Annotated in this window: 19 protein-coding genes and 2 tRNA genes; 8 read left to right on the top strand and 13 right to left on the bottom strand. The window is 41.7% G+C overall.

Annotated elements, in window-relative coordinates; genetic code table 11:
- Window positions 1-334 precede the first annotated feature (334 nt).
- Window positions 335-757, top strand: coding sequence for a hypothetical protein (locus L6469_RS13940; protein ID WP_006282159.1), 423 nt, complete (start codon window positions 335-337; stop codon window positions 755-757).
- 173 nt (window positions 758-930) lie between these two features.
- The gene (locus tag L6469_RS13935) at window positions 931-1,677 is read left to right on the top strand and encodes a YczE/YyaS/YitT family protein (protein WP_006282160.1); all 747 of its coding nucleotides are present in this window, start codon (window positions 931-933) and stop codon (window positions 1,675-1,677) included.
- A gap of 125 nt (window positions 1,678-1,802) precedes the next feature.
- Here L6469_RS13935 and L6469_RS13930 read toward each other — a convergent pair.
- The 5 genes from L6469_RS13930 to L6469_RS13910 form a co-directional block, all read right to left on the bottom strand.
- Window positions 1,803-1,884, bottom strand: a tRNA-Tyr gene (locus tag L6469_RS13930).
- Window positions 1,885-1,934: 50 nt separating this feature from the next.
- Window positions 1,935-2,016, bottom strand: a tRNA-Tyr gene (locus L6469_RS13925).
- Between the two features lie 89 nt (window positions 2,017-2,105).
- Window positions 2,106-3,722 carry a RagB/SusD family nutrient uptake outer membrane protein gene (locus tag L6469_RS13920; RefSeq protein ID WP_039870245.1) on the bottom strand — a complete coding sequence of 539 codons (1,617 nt, stop codon included), beginning with the start codon at window positions 3,720-3,722 and terminating at the stop codon, window positions 2,106-2,108.
- Between the two features lie 13 nt (window positions 3,723-3,735).
- Window positions 3,736-6,447, bottom strand: a complete 2,712-nt coding sequence (locus L6469_RS13915; RefSeq protein ID WP_074803264.1) for a SusC/RagA family TonB-linked outer membrane protein — start codon at window positions 6,445-6,447, stop codon at window positions 3,736-3,738.
- Window positions 6,448-6,590: 143 nt separating this feature from the next.
- The gene (locus L6469_RS13910; protein WP_006282164.1) at window positions 6,591-6,836 is read right to left on the bottom strand and encodes a hypothetical protein; all 246 of its coding nucleotides are present in this window, start codon (window positions 6,834-6,836) and stop codon (window positions 6,591-6,593) included.
- 142 nt (window positions 6,837-6,978) lie between these two features.
- Here L6469_RS13910 and L6469_RS13905 point away from each other — a divergent pair, with 142 nt between their 5' ends.
- The 5 genes from L6469_RS13905 to L6469_RS13885 all read left to right on the top strand — a co-directional run bounded on the left by L6469_RS13905 (window position 6,979) and on the right by L6469_RS13885 (window position 10,497).
- Complete coding sequence (locus tag L6469_RS13905; protein ID WP_006282165.1) at window positions 6,979-8,079, top strand: AAA family ATPase; 1,101 nt, start codon at window positions 6,979-6,981, stop codon at window positions 8,077-8,079.
- Between the two features lie 192 nt (window positions 8,080-8,271).
- On the top strand, window positions 8,272-8,856 hold the full coding sequence (locus tag L6469_RS13900; RefSeq protein WP_006282166.1) for an AAA family ATPase: 585 nt from the start codon (window positions 8,272-8,274) through the stop codon (window positions 8,854-8,856).
- Between the two features lies 1 nt (window position 8,857).
- On the top strand, window positions 8,858-9,259 hold the full coding sequence (locus L6469_RS13895; RefSeq protein WP_006282167.1) for a CidA/LrgA family protein: 402 nt from the start codon (window positions 8,858-8,860) through the stop codon (window positions 9,257-9,259).
- On the top strand, window positions 9,256-9,984 hold the full coding sequence (locus L6469_RS13890; protein ID WP_006282168.1) for an LrgB family protein: 729 nt from the start codon (window positions 9,256-9,258) through the stop codon (window positions 9,982-9,984). Before L6469_RS13895 ends, L6469_RS13890 begins: the two co-directional genes overlap by 4 nt.
- A 66-nt stretch (window positions 9,985-10,050) precedes the next feature.
- Window positions 10,051-10,497, top strand: a complete 447-nt coding sequence (locus L6469_RS13885) for a GNAT family N-acetyltransferase (RefSeq protein WP_006282169.1) — start codon at window positions 10,051-10,053, stop codon at window positions 10,495-10,497.
- A 166-nt stretch (window positions 10,498-10,663) separates the two neighbouring features.
- Here the strand turns inward: L6469_RS13885 and L6469_RS13880 are convergent, their stop codons facing one another.
- The 7 genes from L6469_RS13880 to L6469_RS13850 all read right to left on the bottom strand — a co-directional run bounded on the left by L6469_RS13880 (window position 10,664) and on the right by L6469_RS13850 (window position 19,801).
- Window positions 10,664-12,772: an amylo-alpha-1,6-glucosidase gene (locus L6469_RS13880; protein WP_006282170.1), complete on the bottom strand. Its 2,109-nt coding sequence runs from the start codon at window positions 12,770-12,772 to the stop codon at window positions 10,664-10,666.
- Between the two features lie 9 nt (window positions 12,773-12,781).
- Window positions 12,782-14,206, bottom strand: coding sequence for an L-fucose/L-arabinose isomerase family protein (locus L6469_RS13875; protein WP_006282171.1), 1,425 nt, complete (start codon window positions 14,204-14,206; stop codon window positions 12,782-12,784).
- Between the two features lie 27 nt (window positions 14,207-14,233).
- Entirely contained in the window at window positions 14,234-15,745 is a 1,512-nt protein-coding gene (locus L6469_RS13870) for an FGGY-family carbohydrate kinase (protein ID WP_006282172.1), read from the bottom strand.
- A gap of 23 nt (window positions 15,746-15,768) precedes the next feature.
- On the bottom strand, window positions 15,769-16,710 hold the full coding sequence (locus L6469_RS13865; protein ID WP_006282173.1) for a transketolase family protein: 942 nt from the start codon (window positions 16,708-16,710) through the stop codon (window positions 15,769-15,771).
- Between the two features lie 15 nt (window positions 16,711-16,725).
- A complete protein-coding gene (locus tag L6469_RS13860) occupies window positions 16,726-17,550 on the bottom strand; it encodes a transketolase (protein ID WP_006282174.1) in 825 nt (274 codons plus the stop codon).
- Window positions 17,551-17,731: 181 nt separating this feature from the next.
- Window positions 17,732-18,565: a helix-turn-helix transcriptional regulator gene (locus tag L6469_RS13855; protein WP_039870239.1), complete on the bottom strand. Its 834-nt coding sequence runs from the start codon at window positions 18,563-18,565 to the stop codon at window positions 17,732-17,734.
- Window positions 18,566-19,114: 549 nt separating this feature from the next.
- On the bottom strand, window positions 19,115-19,801 hold the full coding sequence (locus L6469_RS13850; protein ID WP_006282176.1) for a GIN domain-containing protein: 687 nt from the start codon (window positions 19,799-19,801) through the stop codon (window positions 19,115-19,117).
- Between the two features lie 377 nt (window positions 19,802-20,178).
- Between L6469_RS13850 and L6469_RS13845 the strand changes: the two genes are divergently transcribed.
- Window positions 20,179-20,757: a hypothetical protein gene (locus L6469_RS13845; RefSeq protein ID WP_050787921.1), complete on the top strand. Its 579-nt coding sequence runs from the start codon at window positions 20,179-20,181 to the stop codon at window positions 20,755-20,757.
- 114 nt (window positions 20,758-20,871) lie between these two features.
- On the opposite strand, the gene L6469_RS13840 is transcribed toward L6469_RS13845, so the two are convergent.
- A complete protein-coding gene (locus L6469_RS13840; RefSeq protein WP_006282178.1) occupies window positions 20,872-21,471 on the bottom strand; it encodes a tetratricopeptide repeat protein in 600 nt (199 codons plus the stop codon).

The raw sequence follows: 21,471 nt of genomic DNA, 5'->3' as shown, positions 1-21,471 counted from the left end.
ATGGAAAGATGAGACCAATCTAATATTTTAGCTATATAGATGCTACCAATAATAGTTATTTTATTTTAATATTACAAATGAAATGTAATTTTTTTTACTTTTTATATCAAGTTATCTATGTATAAAGCTTTAATTAAGTGCAAGTTAATGATGATTCTTAAAAAAAGTTAAAAGGGGTGCATTATCGCTTGCGATGTGTAGTAATATGTGTATATTAGTGTAATAAATGTGTGAAATTATTAAGTCGTAGAAAGATAGTCTAAGGAAGGAGTGTAAAATCTTAATAGAAAAAATAGAGTACGACTTTTCTGTTCAATTATTAAAAGAAAGAATTATGAATTACATCAAAACTTTTTTTCACTTGCTTTTAGGGGTATTTATGACATTTGCAGGATTTTCGCATCTTACACTTAGTCGTTTGGAGTTTGTTGCCCAGGTACCAACATGGATTCAGTTTTCACCGGAATTTACTGATTTTGTTGTATTGGCATCAGGGGTAGTAGAGATGATACTTGGTTTAGGTATGCTTTTCCTTTATAAGCACAAAGGAACAGTAGGTATTTTGCTGGCCTTGTTTTATATCGCAATCTTCCCAGGTAATCTGAATCAGTATTTTAATCATATCGATGCATTCGGATTAAATACGGATTCCGCTCGATTGATAAGACTCTTTTTCCAGCCAGTACTTATCTTCCTCGCTCTTTGGTCTACAGATGGATATGCTGAGCTGAAGAACAGTCATTTCTTAAGAAGATGAGTCTTAACTTCGTATAAATAGATATTTCATTTTCGTGTTTGAAGTTCCAAGGTACTTATATGGAACGTAGTGATACCCTCGATGTCATACAATGATGCGTCGAGGGTATCTTTTTAAATATTCGATATGGGTATTGCAGCAAATCTAACTTTTTTTGTAACTTTGCATGGGAAATGGAACATATTATGGTATTAAAAGACAAGGTATTAGGATTTGTATGGCAGCATGTGTTGCTGCTTTTTTCTTTGTATGTAATGACTTTAGGGGTAGCTGTATGTGTGCGCTCCGCTGCAGGGTCAAGTGTTATTTCTACGCTTCCTTACGTTTTTCAGCAGGCTGGATCACAAGGTATTTCCGTTCCCCAATGGAGTATAGGTATTTATACTATTATGGCTAATTTCATTTTTGTACTTGTACAGATGATAATACTTCGTAAGCAGTTTGAGTGGGTACAATTGTTTCAACTTGTTATCGGTGCTTTCTTTGGTTCGCTGATAGATGTAAATATGCTGCTTACTTCGTGGCTTGTTCCTACTGTCTTATGGAGTAAATTGCTGGCAGAGTGGGTTGGCTGTACCATTTTAGGTTTAGGTATTGCGTTGGAAGTACAATGTGGTAGTGTCACGATGCCGGGTGAGGGTATGCCGATTGCAATTAGTCGCGTTACTGGTGTTGAGTTTCCTAAGGTGAAGATAATGGTCGATGTTACTTTGGTGGTTCTGGCTGTAGTATTCAGTTACATATTCTTTGGTACATGGCAGTGGCATATAACGGGTGTGGGTACGCTTTTTGCCATGGTTTATGTAGGTATTGTTGTAAGAATTGTAGCTAAACATCTTGGATGGTTCGATAGTGTACTCAACTATCGCCCTGGTTTTCGTCGTTACATTTACGGTTTGGCGCGTTACATCAAGCCATAATTATAAATATACATGGCGGCAGCAAATCGGCGAGGAGGGTGAAGCAAAAAGAGTTTGCGAAGCCCTCTTATGAAGGCAGAAAAAGAAAAAAGGATGTAAACCATTATGATTTACATCCTTTTTCGTGGGTAGTGATGGATTCGAACCACCGAAGCTAGAAGCAGCAGATTTACAGTCTGCCCCATTTGGCCACTCTGGAAACTACCCAAAATGCTTAAAAGGAAAGAAGTAATTCATGACAATCACCACGTAAAACGTGGGTAGTGATGGATTCGAACCACCGAAGCTAGAAGCAGCAGATTTACAGTCTGCCCCATTTGGCCACTCTGGAAACTACCCCCGTGCCTTAAAAGCGAGTGCAAAGGTAATAAAAAATTGCGAAATGCCAAATTTTTATTATACTTTTTTTATTAAAACCTATAAAAAAACTACTTATAACCATAGTTTTGTGTCCATCCTTTATGCAATTGCAATACATCATACGGAATAGGGAACACTGTGGTAAAGCCTGTTGTATCGTCAATAGCATTGATTCGGTCATTATAGTGGCTGGTATATTTGCCAAATCGTATCAAATCATTACGGCGCCAACCTTCCCACATCAGCTCAAGCAGTCGTTCGTTAAGTATATTGTCAAGTGTAGCAGCGATATGAGGCATACCTACGCGATCGCGTATTCTGTTCAGTTCGTTGTCACCGTTTTGTCCGTTTCGTACTAATGCTTCCGCTTTCATCAGTATGGCATCAGCCAGGCGATATAAAACGATATCATTGTTTTGTACTTTATGGTCATCGAGTGCAGTATAATCTATTTCATATTTACGCATACGAGCACCAGCGATCTTTTCGTATACACTTCCGGTAAGGTCTTCTGTTACTTCCATCGGATGGTATACCAAGGCATGTCCGTAGCCATCGTTTACCAGATTGCCACGATCATAAACGGTATCGATAAAGAAATTGATGGCAAGCCGGTTATCAGGTGTTGTCGTGCGATGGTTAGGGTCGTCCTCGGTTATGCCATAAGCCTTCATTGTACTGATCGTTGCACATGTGCCGTTTTCTGCATCCATACCAATAGCAGATGCGTGGGCATAATGTATAGAGCGGAAGATATACTTGAATCGGTTGGTGTTCTGATAGTTATTCATCGGGATGGTGAATATGTTCTCCTTAGAATTCTCATTGTATACGCTAAAATTTGTTTGATAATCTGATTCTAGCTGATAATAAGGTTGTCTTGTTTCGAGTGAGTCGCAATAAGCTATTGTGGCTTCCCAGGCATTTAACTTCTTTTCGCCTACCTGTATCGTTATTTCTTTGCCGTCAAGGTGGTTACCGTCGGTCCAGTTATCGTCCATATATATTTCTGCATTGAGTGCCAATTTAGCCAACAGGAAATATACTACTCCCTTGGTTACCCGGCCATACATTTCGCCTTCATGGTTACTGGCTTCTGCTGATAAATAAGGCAGTGATGCCTGTAAATCGGCGATGATACGTTGGTAGGCTTTACTACGGTCGAGAAGTATAAGGTCGTCATCCATCGTGATGCGTCCAAAGAGATCCATCGTGTAGAAATAAAACATGGCCCTTATACTTTTCACCTCGGCGGTGTAAGCCTGATACTGTGCATCGGTGAGTGTGCTACGATGTTTCTCGATGATATTGAGCGAACGGTTAGCCAGTCCGATTACCTTATATAGATAATTCCAAGTATCGTTGAGTTCAGTCTCAGTCGGTTTCCAGGTATGGTTATAGAGACGGTTCCAGAATCCGCCGTCTTCCCAGTCACCGCCTCTTACGGGTATCATCTGTTCGTCTGTGGTAAGCGAATTAAAGTCGTATACTCCTCGTTCGGTTCCCATTAGTCCTTCACTGACATTTCCTGATCCGATATAGTTATACAGATCGCCTACACAGTTGCGTTCAATATCGGCAGCAGACTGGTAGGCCTCGTCTTCCGTGAGTTGTCCTTTAGGATACTCTTTCAGGCAAGAGGTTGTAAGAAGAGCAATGGCTATAAATGCGATATATTTTTTCATAATCATCTGAATATTAGAATTGTATGGCGAATGATACACTATATGAGCGGTAAGGTGGATATGAGCGTTTGTCATCGATACCAAGTGTATTGTTTACGGCAAATGAGTTAATCATTGGAGTAAGCCCGCTATAGCTGCTTATTGTACCCAAGTTATTAATGCTAAGGGCAACACGAATGCTGCTGATAAAGCGGTTTTGGTTAACAGGTACATTCCAGCCGATAGTGAGATGTTCAAAGTTAAGATAGTCGCCACTTTCGAGCCAATAGTCAGTAGCTGTCTGGTCTTGTATACGATAAAGCGGAGCATCGTGCATCACATTATAGTCTGGGAATGAAGACATATTCATATAAGTTAAACTCGTACCATTATAGATTTTATGTCCGAAGGCTCCATTCATTTGTAAAGCGATATCCCACTGCTTATATCTGAAGCTAATATTGCTACCCAGCGTCCATTTCGGTGTAGCCTGTCCGGCAATGTATCGGTCTTCGCCATCACTGATGTCTACTTTGTCATCATGGTTCAAATCAGCTATCTTATAGCTGGTGGTACCATCGGCATTGGTTTGTAAACCTTCACAGTGGGGCAGATAGAATACTCCTAGTGGTTGACCAACTATCTGGTATACGATATTGTTATTGCCTCCATGGAATCCTGCACCATTCAGTTGACCGATACTCGTACGATCGGGCGCCGTGAAGTGGTTACCATCGTAATCGCCACTGAGCGATAACAGTTTATTCTTCTGCCATGCCATATTTACGTTGATATTGAGTTCCATATCCTTCTTGTGTATCGGAGTATAACCGATACCAAATTCCAAACCTTGGTTACTCATGGTACCCAGATTGGCGAGCATCTTATTAAAAGGATATGGTGGTACTGGCACATCGTAAAGATAAAGCATATCCCAAGTCTTACTGTAGTAATATTCAGCTTTGAGTACCAGCTTATTATTCCACAGTGCCATGTCTGCACCTATATTAAAAGTACCACGACTTTCCCATTTCAGGTTAGGGTTGGCATTATTAGTAATATTATAGGTGGTAACCATACTTCCTTTCCACGGAATCAGGCCAGACGGATTAAGCAGTGAGAGAGAATTATAAGCCTCAACACCACCGAGATTACCCGATATACCATAACCGGCCCTTACATCGAGTTGGGATAGCCAGTCGATATGCTTCATGAAGTTTTCCTGCTTCATATTCCAGACTATCGATACAGAAGGGAATACGGCCCACTTATTTCCGTCGGCAAAGAGACTTGAACCATCGGCACGCGCATTGACCGATAGGGTATAGCGATCCATTAGGCGATAGTCTACCTGTCCCAGAAATGACATCAGACTCGTGTTTATATAGTCGGCAGTGGTTCCTCCGAACGGCATAAGATAACCTGCTTGCAGATCGTAAAAGCTAACTACGTTATTGGCGAATCCTTTGACCAGTGTACCAAATCCATTGGTATTGCTGCTTTGATATTCAGCCATGGCTTTGGCTTCGAGATGATGCTTGCCCCAGGTATGTTGATAGTCGAGCATGACATGACCCAACCAGTCTTCCCGTTTGCTTTCGTAGCGTGAAGCTTGTCCCTGAGCCCATACCCATGTCGGCTTAAAGTTATCGTTCTCGTCAGAGGTATACGAATAAGAACCGAAAAGGGTAGCGGTGAGGCTCGGTGTAAGTTGGAAAGTGAACTTCATATGGGTATTGAAGTTCATGATCTTGTCTTTGTTTTCTCGATAGAGGGTTGCCAGTGGATTATTGATCTGTGAAGCATTGGTATTGCGATCCCATCCACCTGATGCGTTCATGGCAGCAGGATAGGTAGGATTTTGTGCGGCAGCAGAGTAAAAGAGTTTCTGTATATCGTCTATCTCATTATTCTTTTGTGTACTGCCTGTTACCCCCAAATCGATAGTAAGCAAATCGTCGAACGCTTTCTGTTTTACATCTATTTTAGCTACAAAGTTCTTGTAACCATTATTCTTAATGACGGTATTTTCCTGCATTAAGGCCAGTGAGGCACGATAATTTTGAGTATCGCTACCTCCACTGAAGGCGATATGATGGTTTTGTACGAAACCGGTACGTGTCAGAACATCGCTGAAGTTGGTATTATATCCTCCGTCTACATAATCCTTACCAAGTGCTTGTGCTGTGGCCACATACGACGAGGCATCGAGCATGTTGATATTATCGCTGACCGATTCAATACCGATATTACCATCATATGAGATATGAAACTGCTTACTCTGTCCCTTTTTGGTAGTCACCACGATGACACCAGAAGCACCACGTGCTCCATATGGAGCTGTCTCTGCCGCATTCTTGAGAATACTGAAGCTCTCTATATCTGCAGGATAGAGTATATTGAGTGCTGAGATATCGCTATATACGCCATCGATGATGATCAGTGGGGCATTGCCGCCAGTCAGGGATGTGGTACCACGTACTCGCACACTGTTTAGAATGGCCATACGGTCGGCACCCGTCTGCACATTAAGTCCGGCAGCCTGACCGCTGATGGCTTGTAAGGTATTGGTTACCAAACCTTTATTCATGCGTTTTTCGTCAATAACATCTACCGAACCAATCTGATGTTTTGGAGCGACACTGTCTATGGGCATAATCTTTTTATATTGAGCTTTTGCAGGTGTAGCTAAAGCTGTAAGCGCCAAGACGAGAAGCGATGTTTGAGTATAGCGAATGTGCTTCATATCTTTATTTTTGGTTGAATGTTTTGGTTACATGCTACAAATATAATAAAAATATCGTATTATTTTTATATCATGTCTTCTAAAAAAACGAACTATTGCATCATAGCGTTCTCTGTGAGAACTATATATTATCCAGTTGGGTGCTATAATAATGTTTCGAGCATCGCTTCAGCTCGCTCCATATCTGCAGCGAAAGTGGCATGTGAGAGCAGGAAGTCGCGATTACCTTGACTCAGTTTTGCATAAAGTTCAGGATTCATCTGTTCAACAAAACTGCTGATAGCGTATTCGATTTCATCCTTTTGAGTTTCACTGTTAGAGTGAGCATACACTCTATATTTCTGGTGAATGAAGCAGTATGCAGCTTCTATTCCGTCTTTACTTATCATATTTTTTCAATTTAGAAAGCAAAGTTACTAAAAGTTGCCAGAAAAGCAGTACAATTATATACAGAATTGCTTGAATTCTCTCAAATCTGTCTTTAGTTACAACCTTTTTTACTAACTTTGCCGAGCAATTTTTTTTCATGTTATGGAGAAGATAAAGAAAATCGTTCTTACTGGAGGTCCATGTGCTGGTAAGACTACAGCATTGGTTAAAGTTATTGAGCACTTTTCTAATTTAGGCTGGAAGGTGTTTACTATACCCGAAGTGCCTACTATTTTTACCCAGAGTGGTATGGATTACCTTACTACCAACAAGGAGTTCTTCTATGAGGGTGAGAAGGCTACTATGGAGATGCAGTTGTCTCTTGAAGATAAGTTTATGAAAATGGCTGAGGCTTATGGTGATAAGAGTATTATTATCTGCGACCGTGGTGCACTCGATATTTCGGCTTATATGGATCCAAGCCTTTGGGCACAACTTATGGACGATTTAGGTACGACAACAGCTCAACTTCGTGATGAGCGCTATGATGCGGTACTCCACTTGGTTAGTGCTGCTGATGGTGCAGAACAGTATTATACGACAGCCAACAACTCTTCTCGTGTAGAGAAAAATGATGAAGCTGGTTTGGCTATCGCTCGTATGCTTGACAAAAAAGTGATTACTGCGTGGAGTTCACATCCACATCATCGCGTGATTAATAATCACGATGATTTCGATACTAAGTTACGTCGTGTTATCAAGGAGATTTCAGGAGTGCTCGGTTTGCCACAACCTATCGAGGAAGAGCGTAAATATATCGTGGAACTTACAGGTGAAATGCCAGAGAGTATCGATAGCGAAATCGTACAAACCTATCTTGTAACTGAGCCAGGCAGTGAGGTACGTATGCGTAAACGTAGCTGGCAGGGTGGCAAAGTCGTGAATGTACTTACCACGAAGAAAAAAATATCAGCTACTTCGCAGATCGAAACGGAGCGACAAATTGGTAATAATCTTTATGAGAGTTTGTTGCAACAGGCTGATCCTTATCGTCAGACGATTCATAAGATGCGTAGTAGCTTTGTATGGAAAGGACAATACTTTGAACTCGACCGATTCGTTGCTCCTGTAAATAATCTGATGATACTCGAAACCAAGGGTGTCGCTGCACAGGAGTGCGTTAATTTCCCTCCATTTATCAAAGTAGTGAAGGATATTACAGGCGATACGCAGTATTATAATTATAATATCGCTTTGAAGTAATATACCAGAAGAATTGATGTGTGTTATTGATACATATCATGTATACCGGTAGAAAAACTATATTATGATGTAAGCCTTCGGCTGCATCGTATAAAATATGTACCTTTGTTTTGTGTTTACAGTTTTGCTTTAGCATTCTAAAGCATTACTGTAGACCATGATTGATTTTAGAATAACATAAATTAAGGTATAATGATTATTACAATAGCACGACAGTGTGGATGTGGAGCTCTCCATGTGGGGGAAATATTAGCTCAACATTACAATATTCCTTTATATACGCGTGAATCGCTCAAGGAAATGGCAAGGCAGAAGGGGGTCCTTTCAGAGATGGACGACTTCTTTGATGAGCGCCCGGTAGACGATTTGATGTTTGCCATTTCTTATGATTATGCTGATGCTGCAGGTAAAGTTCATCAGAAAGCCATTCATATGTTGGCTGATCTTATAGGACAGCAAGACTGTATTATTATCGGCCGATGCGGTAACTATATTTTCCGTGATCGTGAGGATTTAGTGTCAGTCTTCTTGAAAGGTGATGAGACTACACGTATCAAAAATACGATGATAGAAGAAAACATGAGTGCTGAAGAAGCTATGGAGTTTAATCATCTCATGGACGAGCGTCGAGTATTTTATCATCGTTATTATACCGGTTTGATTTGGGGCGATGCCAAGGACTATGATTTGTGTATAGACAGTTGTCGTCTTTCGGCGGAAGATGCAGCCCAGATTATCGAGAGTTATATTGCAAGTGTGCATTTACAGTTGAAGTAATATGAAATTTTTAATTCAGTTTTTGATTATCGTTACCTTTGCCTTTGTCGGTGAAGTACTCCATGATATTATCCCATTACCTATTCCTGCCAGTATTTATGGTATAATCTTGCTTTTTGTCTTCCTTCAGAAGAAGTGGATTAAGGTGAAAGATATTCGGGAAACAAGCATATTTCTTATTGCGATAATGCCGGTTATGTTTATTCCTGCTGCTGCCGGATTAATTAATTCGTGGGCGGTTATCCGTCCTTCTCTAGTACAGTATATCTTTATTACTTTCTTTACCACTTTCTTGGTTATGGGGGCTGCAGGTATTTCCACCCAGTATGTCATAAGAAGAGGTAAGGCGAAAAATAATCAAGTCAAGCAGGTGGTAACTAAGGGAAAGGAGAGTGCTGAATGAATACGATAGTAGCGCTGGCTTCAGTGTCAGCTTTAAAGGCAATGTTAGAACAGTCTGTTTTTTTAGGTGTATTTTTAAGTTTAGGTTCATACGGGTTAGGTATGTGGCTCAAGCGCAAAACCGGTTGGGCTTTGATGAATCCGCTACTGATTGCTGTAGTACTGGTCGTAGCTTTTTTGGCCATCAGTGGTGTGAGTTATACTTCCTATAGTAATGGAGCTCGTATTCTGGATTATCTGCTTACGCCGGCAACAATCTGCCTGGCTGTACCTTTGTATCAGCAGATAGAACTGTTAAAGAAGAATTATAAAGCTGTGGTGGCAGGACTTGTTTCGGGTGTGCTTACTTCCCTGATATCAGTATTCCTTCTTGCTTTACTCTTCCAGTTCGACCATGCTTCTTATGTTACATTCCTACCGAAGTCTATTACTACTGCGATAGGTATGGGTATCAGTGACGAGCTTGGTGGTTACGTATCTATTACCGTAGTGGTAATCCTGCTTACAGGTGTGTTTGGCAACATTTTTGCCGATAAAATATTGAAACTCTTTCATGTAGAAGAACCTATTGCCAAGGGTATTGCCATAGGTTCAGCTGCTCACGCTATGGGTACTGCCCGTGCGATGGAAATGGGACAGATAGAAGGTGCTATGAGCGGTCTGTCTATCGTCGTTTCGGGTATTCTCACGGTGATCGGTGCCAGTGTTTTTGCTTGGTTTATTTAAATAAAATCGTTATCTTTGCGTCCGATAACATGCAATTTTAAAAAAGAAAGTTGATATAACAGCAATATGAAGTATCAGATAAGTGTTGCAGAAATACAAGATACGGAAACATTGGTACAGTTTCAGTTGGCTATGGCGCAAGAGAGTGAGGGTACCCAGTTAGATTATGTTACCGTACGCGAGGGAGTGAAAAATGCCATTGAGGATGAAAGTAAGGCGATCTATCTTATTGCTCGTAATGAAGATAACGAGGCGATAGGTTCGTTAATGCTTACTACCGAGTGGAGCGATTGGAATAATACTCGATATTACTGGATACAGTCGGTATACGTGCATCCTGAATTCAGACGTCAAGGTGTGTTTCGTGAACTTTTTGAGTTTGCGCGCGTTATAGCTGAGAATGATAATGCTGGTGCCCTTAGACTTTATGTAGATAAGGAAAACATCGTGGCACAGAAGGTTTATCAGAGTCTGGGTATGCACGACAGTCACTATCTGATGTACGAACTATAATGTGATAGGAAACAACGATGATATAGAAAAAGTCCTGTTAGTATTTCTTAGGGAAAAACTAACAGGACTTTTTTCTTGTGTATGCTTCAGAGATTTTCTATCTTTCTAATATACTTGCATATCTCAAAATATTGGTCTCTTCAATACACTCATATCTTCATGACTTTTAGTACTCTATAGATACCATCTCACCGGCAGGAATATCGATAACATCGCGACCTGGCAGATGCAGATGTCCTAAACCTTCTGTCGATTTGATGATAATACGATTCTCATCCATGCGAAGCACGATAGCACCGTTAGGCGTAGGTACGCTTCCTTCTATCCACTTCAATCCACCTAATGAAGGACGAACATCATACTCCTCATATCCCGGTTTGGTAGGTTCTACACCCATGAAGTAACGACCTAAGAGATAGATAGGACTGGCACCCCAAGCATGACAAAGACTCTTGCCGTATGGACGACCATACATAGAGAGATGATTTTCAGCGTTCGGGTCATAAGCCTCCCAGAATGTAGTAGCACCATTACGAATCATACCACCCCAATAGTCTTTCATCTGGCGGAGCACGTCAGCCTGTTCGCCCATCTTACACATGGCTTCCATTTCGTAGAAACGCATGTAAGGCGTGGTAATCGGCATGATTGCATCATTATGAAGAACATGCTCCATTACTTCTTTCTTCTGCTGTTCATCGAGATAGTCGAAGAAAATAGCAAACATATTGGCATAGCGAGTGATAGCAGCATCGGTCGATGGCATGCGACAGTCTGATGGTACACTGTGTACCAGAGCATGACGTGTTGCATCCCAGAAAGTAGGCAATAACTGTTTGCGCAGATGATTAGCCAAACGTTCAAATCGAAGATGATCATCGCCTTCGCCTGCTATTTCAGCACAAAGGGCCATGGTCTCCAGACTCTTACAGAGCAATATCTGCTCAAAAGAGAGTTCGCCCTGCTTAGACATCGGTTTTGGACTCCAGTCTACGAATACCCAGTCACCACTTTGACCTTCAACCATACCATTACTGTTGGTTCGGCCGAGAACATACTCCATCAGCGTCTGCATACGTGGGTATATCTGGGTTACAAAGTGAGCATCGCCTGTATAGAGATAGTAATCGTAAATACCCATAAACCAATAGAACGTATAGTCCATAATGGTGTTGATATGAGCGGTTACAGGGTCTTTGCCACGTAATTGCCAGGTGGTACGCTTTACGCATTCACTGTTGAAGAAGAGGTAATAGTTCATCAGATAACTCTGATAAGCATCACCGCTCCATGTCCAGCGATCACGCTTGATACCATCGATAAAGAATTCGCGTGTGGTGAGATGTAGGGTATAGATACCGATGTTCCACATCTGGTTTACTTCCTCATCATTGCACTTAAACGATCCACGGATATCAACCGGTAGGTATTCGTATTCCATACTTACACGGTCTACCGTTACGGTATCATCACATTCGATATAGACATAGCGGAAGGCTTTGTTATTCGGTGTGATACCATCGGTAAAAGGTGTATTCGATTGGAGATCGACCATCGTACCGTCTTGCTTTACCTCAAACTGGTCGAGGGTTTCGCAGAAATCCTTATCTTGAGCCTCTTCAGCACTCTCTCCGTAGTATACATAAATAATACCTGTGCCCTTGACACCATCAAAATGCAGATAACCAAAGGTCTCTTTGCCGAAGTCATAGAGTCTACCGTTAGACTTAGGCTCCATGGCTACCGGCTCTTGGTGTTGGCGTGTAAGTTTAAACTGCGAAGGCAACTCGTCTATCGTGTTGAAATTCCAGTAACCAGCGTCCATATAGACACTGGCACTGGTATCACTTGCCTTGCCCGAATCGTCTATCCATTCTTTATCCTCATTGGTCACCTTCCAGGTGCCATCGGTATGGACAGTCTCTCCCTCGACAAAGAGGGCAGGCGGAGTGAGTTGATTCCACACTTTAATATTGAGTTTGTGCTCACCAGCAGGAAGCACCAAACGGGAAGGCATGCCAAAAAGCATCTTCCCGTCGATTTTAATATTATATTTACCTTCAGCTGCAAGAGTTACAGTTTCTTCTTTTGCAAGAGAAAGGGTCGTGCTAAACTCTACCGTGACATAGTGACTATCCTGTTTCCAAAAAGGTGGAAAGAATGCACCACGGTCTGTACGGCGATTATTGACTTTGTTACCTAACCAAATCTCGTAATCGCCAGGATACCATATCCATGTCGCTGTAGAGTTGGCACTGTTTTGTTGATTTGTCATATTTGCTTATTATTCGTGTACATAGAGATCCCATCCGAGATAGTTCTCGATGGCATCCTGCAGAATGTCGGCTACATCGGTGCGAACGAGCGCTACGTGGTGCTCGAAACCATTGCGACAGATATGTTTCATCAACTTCTGCAGATTGTCTACCTTCGTTACAGCGATACAACCATCCATACCATAAGGTTCGTTGGTAATTTCGCCTTCGCCTACGTAAGCTCTAATCTTACCAGCAGCATCGTCAGTAGATATACGGAAGAAGGTGAAGTCGCCTTCGCTTACTTTGGCATCGATAGCACCGAAAGTGCGTACCTTACCTAAAGTACGACCGAGTACACCTAATGGAGTAAGTTTCAGATCGCTGTTGCCGATAAAGCCGCGTGGGAAGTTACCACAGTGGGTACATACGCACTTGTTGCGGTCTTCAGCGAAGTTGTTGTTCCAGTCTGCCAAAGCAGCAGCCTCGCCTGAAGCCAAGTGGAGTGCCAACATAGATACAGCACCGGCGATATCTGTTTCGCATGCGCATGGTACACCCATATCACCGAGCATAGCCATGGTGATACATGGAGCGCAACCATAGTTCTGCTCCAAAGAGTCCCAGCACTGTAAAGCTAGAGCGTCTACCTTATTATCTTTTACCCATTGCTCTACAGCTACACCAAATTTAGCCTGAGTGCGGAGCTTGTCTTCGTAAGCCTCTGGCACCTTAGCATAATCGTGAATGTCTTTAAGCTTCTGGATGAGAGCAGGATCATTGTCCTCAATCTTCTGAGCAGCGAAAATAAGCTCAGAGAGGTCTGCAGGAACTACAGTAATGCCGCTGCGCTGTAATAATTTCTCGCTAGCGCGACAAGTGTTGAAACCGAGTGGGCGTGTACCAATCTGTCCGATACGACAGTGGCGTAAGGTATTAACTACGCGGCAAATACCAGCAAACTTGTTAATATCCTTAACCAACAAGTCGCTATAGATACTGTATGTATGTAGAGATGTCAGAGAGAAAGGAATGCCATACTGATAAAGGTTGTTGCAAACAGAAATCTTACCACAGAAAGCATCACGACGGCTGTCGAGATCTACCTTGTCGTTCTCATCGTCACAAGCCTGAACCAATACAGGTACATTCAATTCTGCACGGGCAATCGTATTGATAATACCGATTTCGTAACCGAAGTTTGGCAAAGATACGATAATACCATCGATCTCATCGCGATGAGCGCGGAAGAGTTCTGCATTCTTGATACCGTCTTCGATGGTCTCAATAGAGCTGGCTCCTGTTGGAGTAGCATCCTCAGGAAGGATAATATACTCATAGCCCTGTTCGTCGAGCACTTTGAGCAACTGCTTCTTCACGTCTTTAGCCAACTCTGAGTTGAAGTAGGCGCGAGTACCAATGATCACGCCAAAACACACTTTACCATTTTTCATATCTTGTTCGTATATAGTATATAGTTTTTATTGCTTTATAAGATGTTCTACAGCCTGTCTCCAGCCTGCATAAGCCTGGGTTGTATCATGAGTTGCATCGGGGCTGATGCGCTTCGTGATATTCTTTAGACGGATAACCTCGTCTGTTTGTAACCACACTTTACGCGCAAATCCGTTAACGACGACTGCTCCAAGGGCTGAAGCATCTTCTACATCGGTGCATACGATGTCGGCACCAAGCAGATCGGCTTGCATCTGCATCAAGAACTGATTGTTGGTCGGACCGCCATCGGCAGAGAGTTCGCTGATACTGATGCCGGTGGTTGATGTCATGGCTTTCACAAGATCGGTTACTTGATAAGCGATGCTTTCTACAGCTGCACGTACGATATGTGCTTTGGTTGTATTAAAGGTCATTCCCACGATAGCTGCCTTTACCTGATCTTGCCACCATGGTGCGCCTAAACCGGCAAAGGCTGGTATGCAGTATACACCACCATTGCTGTCTACACTATTGGCCAATGCTTCGGTTTCTACCGGACTGTTGATGAGTTTTACCTGATCAGTGAGCCATTTCAGAGTAGCACCTGTGCTGTATATATTACCTTCATAAGCATAGTAGGTTTTGCCTTGCAGGGTAAAACCAATACTGGTAACGAGACCTTCTGGAGCCTTCTGGGCTTTTTCTCCGATATTAATCATGACAGAGGAACCTGTTCCGTAAGTTACTTTACCAGTACCTGCTCCGAAACACATTTGTCCGATGAGGGCTCCGTGACTATCTCCTAATACACCAGCTATCTGTATAGGTTGCTCAAATAGTCCTGCTACTGTAGTCTCGCCATAGAGGGCGTCGCAGGCGCGTGTTTCAGGCAGAATAGCGGCAGGGATATCCATTGCTTTCAGAATATCGGCATCCCAGGTCAGGGTGTGGATATTGAAAAACATGGTACGCGATGCATTGGTATAGTCGGTGGCAAATACTCGACCTTCGGTGAGTTTCCATACTAACCAGCAGTCGATGGTACCCACGAGCAGTTTGCCTTGCTCTGCTTTTTGGCGAGCCCCTTTTACGTTGTCAAGTATCCAACGTATTTTACTTCCACAGAAAGACGGGTCTATCTTCAGTCCGGCATGTTCTGTTACCAACTGTTGTAAGTGGGCATCTTTACGCCATTCCTGACAATAGTGTGTGCCGCGAGTGTCCTGCCATACGAGTGCATGGTATATCGGTTCACCTGTTGCTTTATCCCAAGCAACGACTGTTTCGCGCTGATTGGTGATAGCTAAAGAGAAATGGTTGTCAGTCAGGAATGTATCCAATGAAACTTGACTGTTGGCAGCTTCGCTCTCTAACAGTTCGCGAATGGCCTGCACCATGTTATGGAATATTTCCTCAGCGTCATGCTCCACCCATCCAGCTTGAGGATAATGTTGCTGATGAGCCACAGAGGCTCTGTTCTTCAACTTACATTGTTCGTCGAAAAGCAGTGCCTTAGTAGCCGATGTACTTTGGTCTATAGAGATGATATAATTCATAGAAGTAGTCGTTTAGGATAGAATTACTTCAACAAATCTTCAGCAGCTTTCATGATGCCTTCGTAATCGAAACCGTAATAGTGGAATACTTCCTGTGGTTTAGCGTGGATTACGTTCTCATTAGGCACACCGAGGATACGCATCTTGGTAGGACATTCTTGAGCGAGAATCTCTGCACAGATACCGCCTAAACCGCCGTATACACTGTGCTCCTCTGCCGTTACTACAGCACCTGTTTCTTGTGCAGCCTTAATCAAGGCTTCTTTGTCGAATGGCTTCAGTGAATGGTATGCCAATACACGAGCCTTGATACCTTTCTTAGCCAACTGATCTGCAGCTTCTACACAGTGAGCTACGGTTTCGCCACAACCTACGAGGGTAATATCGTTACCTTCGCGAAGGGTCTTGGCTTTGCCGAGTTCAAATCCGAAGTTCTCGTCATCGTAAACATCAGGTACAGCGTTACGACCTACACGGATATAAGCAGGCTTGTTGCGGTTAACCAAAGCTTTGCAGAGCTGGCGAGTCTCCCAGTAATCGCATGGCAGATATACTTCCATACCAGGGAATGTGCGCAATACTGCAATATCGTGCAAACTATGATGGGTAGCACCCAACTGACTGTAAGCTACACCGCCACTCACACCGAAAATCTTAACAGGCATCTGTGAGTATGCCATATCTACCTTAACCTGTTCCAAAGAACGTGCTACATAGAAGCAAGCTGGACCAAAGATGAATGGCTTTTTGCCGCAAGAAGCGAGACCGGCAGCGACGCCTACTGAGTTTTGTTCTGCAATACCTACTTCTACAAACTGTTCTGGAAGAGCCTTAACGAAATCACCCAGTGTAGCACTACCAGTAGCATCAGAAGTAACAGCAACGATATCTTTATCTTCACGAGCCAATTCCAACAGAGTACCTGTGAAACTATGGCGACATGATAACTTATTGATTTCTTTCATTTTCGTAGATGAGTTTTAAAGTGCATTGATTTGTTCGTCCAGTTCTTTCATGGCTTCTTCATACTGCTCCTTAGTAGGAACACCATGATGCCACTTGGCAACATTCTCCATGAAACTTACGCCTAATCCTTTGGTAGAGCGAGAAATAAAGAGATGTGGCTTGCCATTGCTGTAATCTACGGCATCAAGAGCTGCCTTTACTTCTTCGATGTTATCTCCATGAATAGTCTTAACATCCCAACCAAAGGCTGTCCAGCGTTCTTCGATAGATTCGAGTGGCATAACATCCTCTGTAGAACCGGAAATCTGCAAACCATTACGGTCGATGAAAGCTACAAGATTATCTAGTTTATACTTGTTGGCAGCCATAGCAGCTTCGTAGATACTGCCTTCTGCCTGTTCACCATCACCCATAACGACATACACGTGGTAGTCTTTCTTGTCTAGTTTGCCTGCTAATGACATACCTACACCTACAGAGAGACCGTGACCTAATGCTCCGGTATTGATTTCAACACCAGGAATGGAATTGTCTGGGTGACCACCAAGATGTGCGTGGAATGTACCATATGCATCGAGTTCGCTCTGCTCGATGAAGCCTTTATCGCAAAGTATGGTATAGAGGGCTTCTGCACAGTGACCCTTGCTCAGAATGAAACGATCGCGATTTTCCATCTTCGGATTCTTGGCGTCTACATTCATCGTGTGATAATACAATGTGGTAAGTACGTTGAGTACTGATAGGTCGCCACCGGTGTGACCTGTACCACCCTTATAAATCAGTTCTATCAGATTCTTTCTGAGAACTGCAGCTTTCTTTTTTAGCTCAAGAGCTTCCATTTTTATAGGTTTTTGACGTGTTATATTTCTTATTTTTCCGGCAAAAATAGAAAAACGAAAGGAAATTCGAAAGAAAACGAAACGTGTTTAACATAGTTTTAACTAAATTCATAGATGTGAAGGTTGGCTTACATCAGCGATCTCCCCCTTTGTGAAAAGGGGAGAGTCACTGCGATATCTCTTATTCCATAAGTTTGGTTCGCAAGTCATCATCAGGCTTCAAACCGAGTTTTTTGCGAATACGTCCTCTTACGGTACTTACGTTTGATTCGGATTTACCTGTAATTCGGGCTATATCTTTCTGAGTATTGCCCTCGATAATATATTTACAAACTTCTATTTCAGTCGGAGTGAAGTCGGGATAGCGCTTCGCCAGATCAATTTTTTCGGAATCTATTTCTGCCATTCTTATCTTTACGGCTTTAATAATGTTGTGTTCGGCCCTTTTATCCATTTCGCTAAAAAAAGCATTGATAATATGTTTATCTTCTTTTTTGTTACGACTGAGTCGTGCATAGGCGATGAGTTCCTGGCGGGTCATATGGAAAGAATGGAGCAAACCGTTAAGGGTGTCTTGATATACGGTGTTCTCTTGCTGCAGGCTGTTCACGGCTTTTTGACTGAATCCTGACATGATATATGTTAATATCGTCATGATGGTCATAAAGAAGACTAGGTCCAGACCAAGTCGGCCGCCGTCGTAAAAACCGGCAAACGCTAAACTTATCAAACTCATAGCAGTAATATAAAGAGGTGCTCGTGGTACAAAACAGATGGATATATAGAGCAGTATGGTGTACGAACCAATTTGATTTATAATCAGTAGAGGAAGCACATTAGGCGGATTGATAATGCTGAGATATACCATACGAAGTGACTGTATTAACTGTGTGAGATATGCTAAGCAGACTATATTCATCACCAAGTCAACTTTCTTACTGAGATATAACCACAAACTTGTAAAGTTTGCTATCAGTAGAATAACAGAGAAAGTATAGAGTACGGAATCTTTCATGCCTGTTAAGCCTGTCAGATGTAGTATCCAGAAAACGACCTGTGTAATACAACCACAGATATACACTACTAGTCTTACTCGCTCCAATGCATTTTGTGTGCGAGATGTTATAAATGACGTGATCCTTTTTTTTAATGCCTGTTGGGTCATATCGCTTAATTGAAGTATATATATATATTAAAATTTTGCACAAAGATAAGACAATTTTAAAAATTGTGCGTTAATTTGCGTCACTTTTTTTAGATTGTGGGTCTTTTTGCGTCTTAGTCTTCTTGGTATTTATTGTTTTCTTTTATATATTTGCATCGTAAAGTTAAAGTTATCTGTATCAACATGTGTTCTAAAAAATAACAGTTAACGATATATATATTATTACGCACAACTTTTTAGATCTTAATTGAATGTATTTTACGGAAAAAACGAAAGTGAATAAAAAAGGATTTCCTGTGAAGGAAGTCCTTTTTTGGTTCGCCCAATATGCGTACGTTATAGGGTGAAAGTCCCGAACGAGTCTTGATCGTGGGAAGATACTATAATGAGTTTTCTATTTTATTTTTTAGAAAGATTGATGTTTCCGCTACCTGTTTTATTTTCTTTTATTTTTTGATAGCTCAAGTTTCCGTATATGCTTCCCGATCCAGTGACATCTGCATCAACTTTTGTAATGCTACCGTTTATTTCAGTAGATCCGCTTCCGATGATGTTGAGATCAGCTTCGTTAGCTTTTATATTGTTGATATAGATACTTCCGCTACCACATACCTCGGCGTCAAGTTCGTCACATATTAACTGGTTAATGCGAATATCCCCGCTACCAACTTCATTGAGGTCTAAATCATGCCTTAGCTTCAGTGTCTTGCAGATAATGTCACCACTACCGGTCTGATTGATTTCTTTGATGTCATTTGAATAAATGGTTATTCTCAGCCACAAATTGTGATAAGTACCTGGTTGCATGCTAATGGTAAGGTTAGAACCCTCTTGCTTGGTTTGTACTTTATTAAATAGGGCAGTGTCTCCTTCTAAGACAACGGCTGGTTTGTCTGCATAGGCATAGTATATCTGCAACGGTCCTTCGTTGGTTATGCTATTAAAATTCTTAACCTTTATCTCCTTCTTAGGAGCATTGTCGTAAGCTTTTGAAGAAAACGAAAGGATATTTACACTTCTTCCAAAATTAATAGAGCAGCTACTTAATAGCGAAATGCATAGTAATGATAGTATCAGTTTTTTCATTTCGGTAATATTTGGTTTATAATTGTTTGCAAAGTTATATATTTTTGTGATAAACTGTAATTAATCTTTGCACTTTTTTTATTTTTCTTATGCTTTTTGATGTTATCTTAGTCTTGTTGTTTTTTTTATGGTCTTTCAAGGGTGATTCCATCCCCATTATAATGCTTTCTATACAAATTGAACAATATTTGTGTACGAAATCGTGTTAAATTCCTTAAAATTGCAGCTTTTTTAATTTTTTTTTTTGTACTTTTCACCAAATTATATATCCGGTGAGACCCACCGACGACGTGGACGTGGAGAGGGAGTGCCAGCTCATTCTTATCGACAGTTTATAAGCATTATTTCATTTACTAACATATTAAATTCTTTCAATTATGATTAAGAAAAGATTTCTTTCAATGTTCGTGCTGCTTGCAGCAGTAGTGATGGGCGCATGGGCACAAGAAACGCAGGTAACTTTTGTGCCTAGTGAATTTGATGCAAAGACAAGTGTTGAATACCAGTTGGTAAAGCAAGGTATTACCATTGCAGTCAGTAGTGGTACAGTAACCCAAGATCAATTTCGTGTATTTAAGAATGAAACTTTCACGGTTACCTCCACCGTTGGCAATATCAAGAGTGTTGAGTTAACAGCTTATGCTACGGGTGAGAACAAGTATGGTCCCGGCTGCCTCACTACTCCCACCACAGGCCAATACACCTTCGAAAGTGAGGGAAATAAAGGAACGTGGACTGGCGATGCAGCAACATTTACACTGACTGCATCCAAAAATCAAATACGTGTGACGCAGATAGTAGTTACCATCGGAGAAGCCGCTACAGGCATCAACGATGTGAAGGTAAACGACGCAGAGAAAGCCAACTGGTATGACCTCAGCGGCCGCCCATTGAATGGCAAGCCAACCAAGACTGGTGCCTATGTAAAGAACGGCAAAAAGGTTGTGATTAAGTAAACATTCTTATACCCAATATCATTCGGGGACGGAGTACTTTCGTATGCTTCGTCCCCGATTTTTTTGTGCCAACGCCATCAGGTAGTACTATGCACATCATTTCACGTTATCCGTTCACAGAAGAGCTTCTTTCATCTCCTTCTTGAGTTCGTCCATGAAGTCTTTTAGGGCGTATTTGCTGCTACGACCAACGCCTGGCACACCTTTCTCATATCCTTGTTCCAGAATCGCATATGCTTTCTGATAATCGCCTGCTTCTTCATATTGTCCGGCTAGAGAAATATATGCTGGAATAAAAGTTTCGTCCACTTCAATGGCACGTTGTAGATATGTCATGGCTTTGTCATGGTCTCTAGTAATGTTGCACTGGCCAATGTACATGTAAGTTCTTGCATCATTGGGATGGTTCTTTTCTAATAATCCCAAATAATAGTCTTCCTTTTTCTGATCTTTTTGAACTGTTTTGTAGAATAATGCTAAATTGAGCAGTACCTGAAAATTAGTTGGCTTTAAAGCGTATATCTGCTCTAATACATGGAAAGCTTCTGGGATATTATTCATACTCTTATAACTTTCATATAAGGCTCCCCATGCTAGATCATTGCCAGGATCAATAACCAAAGCTTCTTTAAAAGTCTGTATAGCTGATTCTATTTGATCATCGCTGATATAAACAAACCCTTTTTTCAGTAAGCTACTTAATGTTGAGTCCAT

The sequence above is a fragment of the Segatella baroniae B14 genome, from assembly GCF_022024235.1.
Lineage (GTDB): Bacteria > Bacteroidota > Bacteroidia > Bacteroidales > Bacteroidaceae > Prevotella > Prevotella bryantii.
Note: the sequence above shows the minus strand (reverse complement) of the source record. Positions and strands in the feature narration are given on the sequence as shown.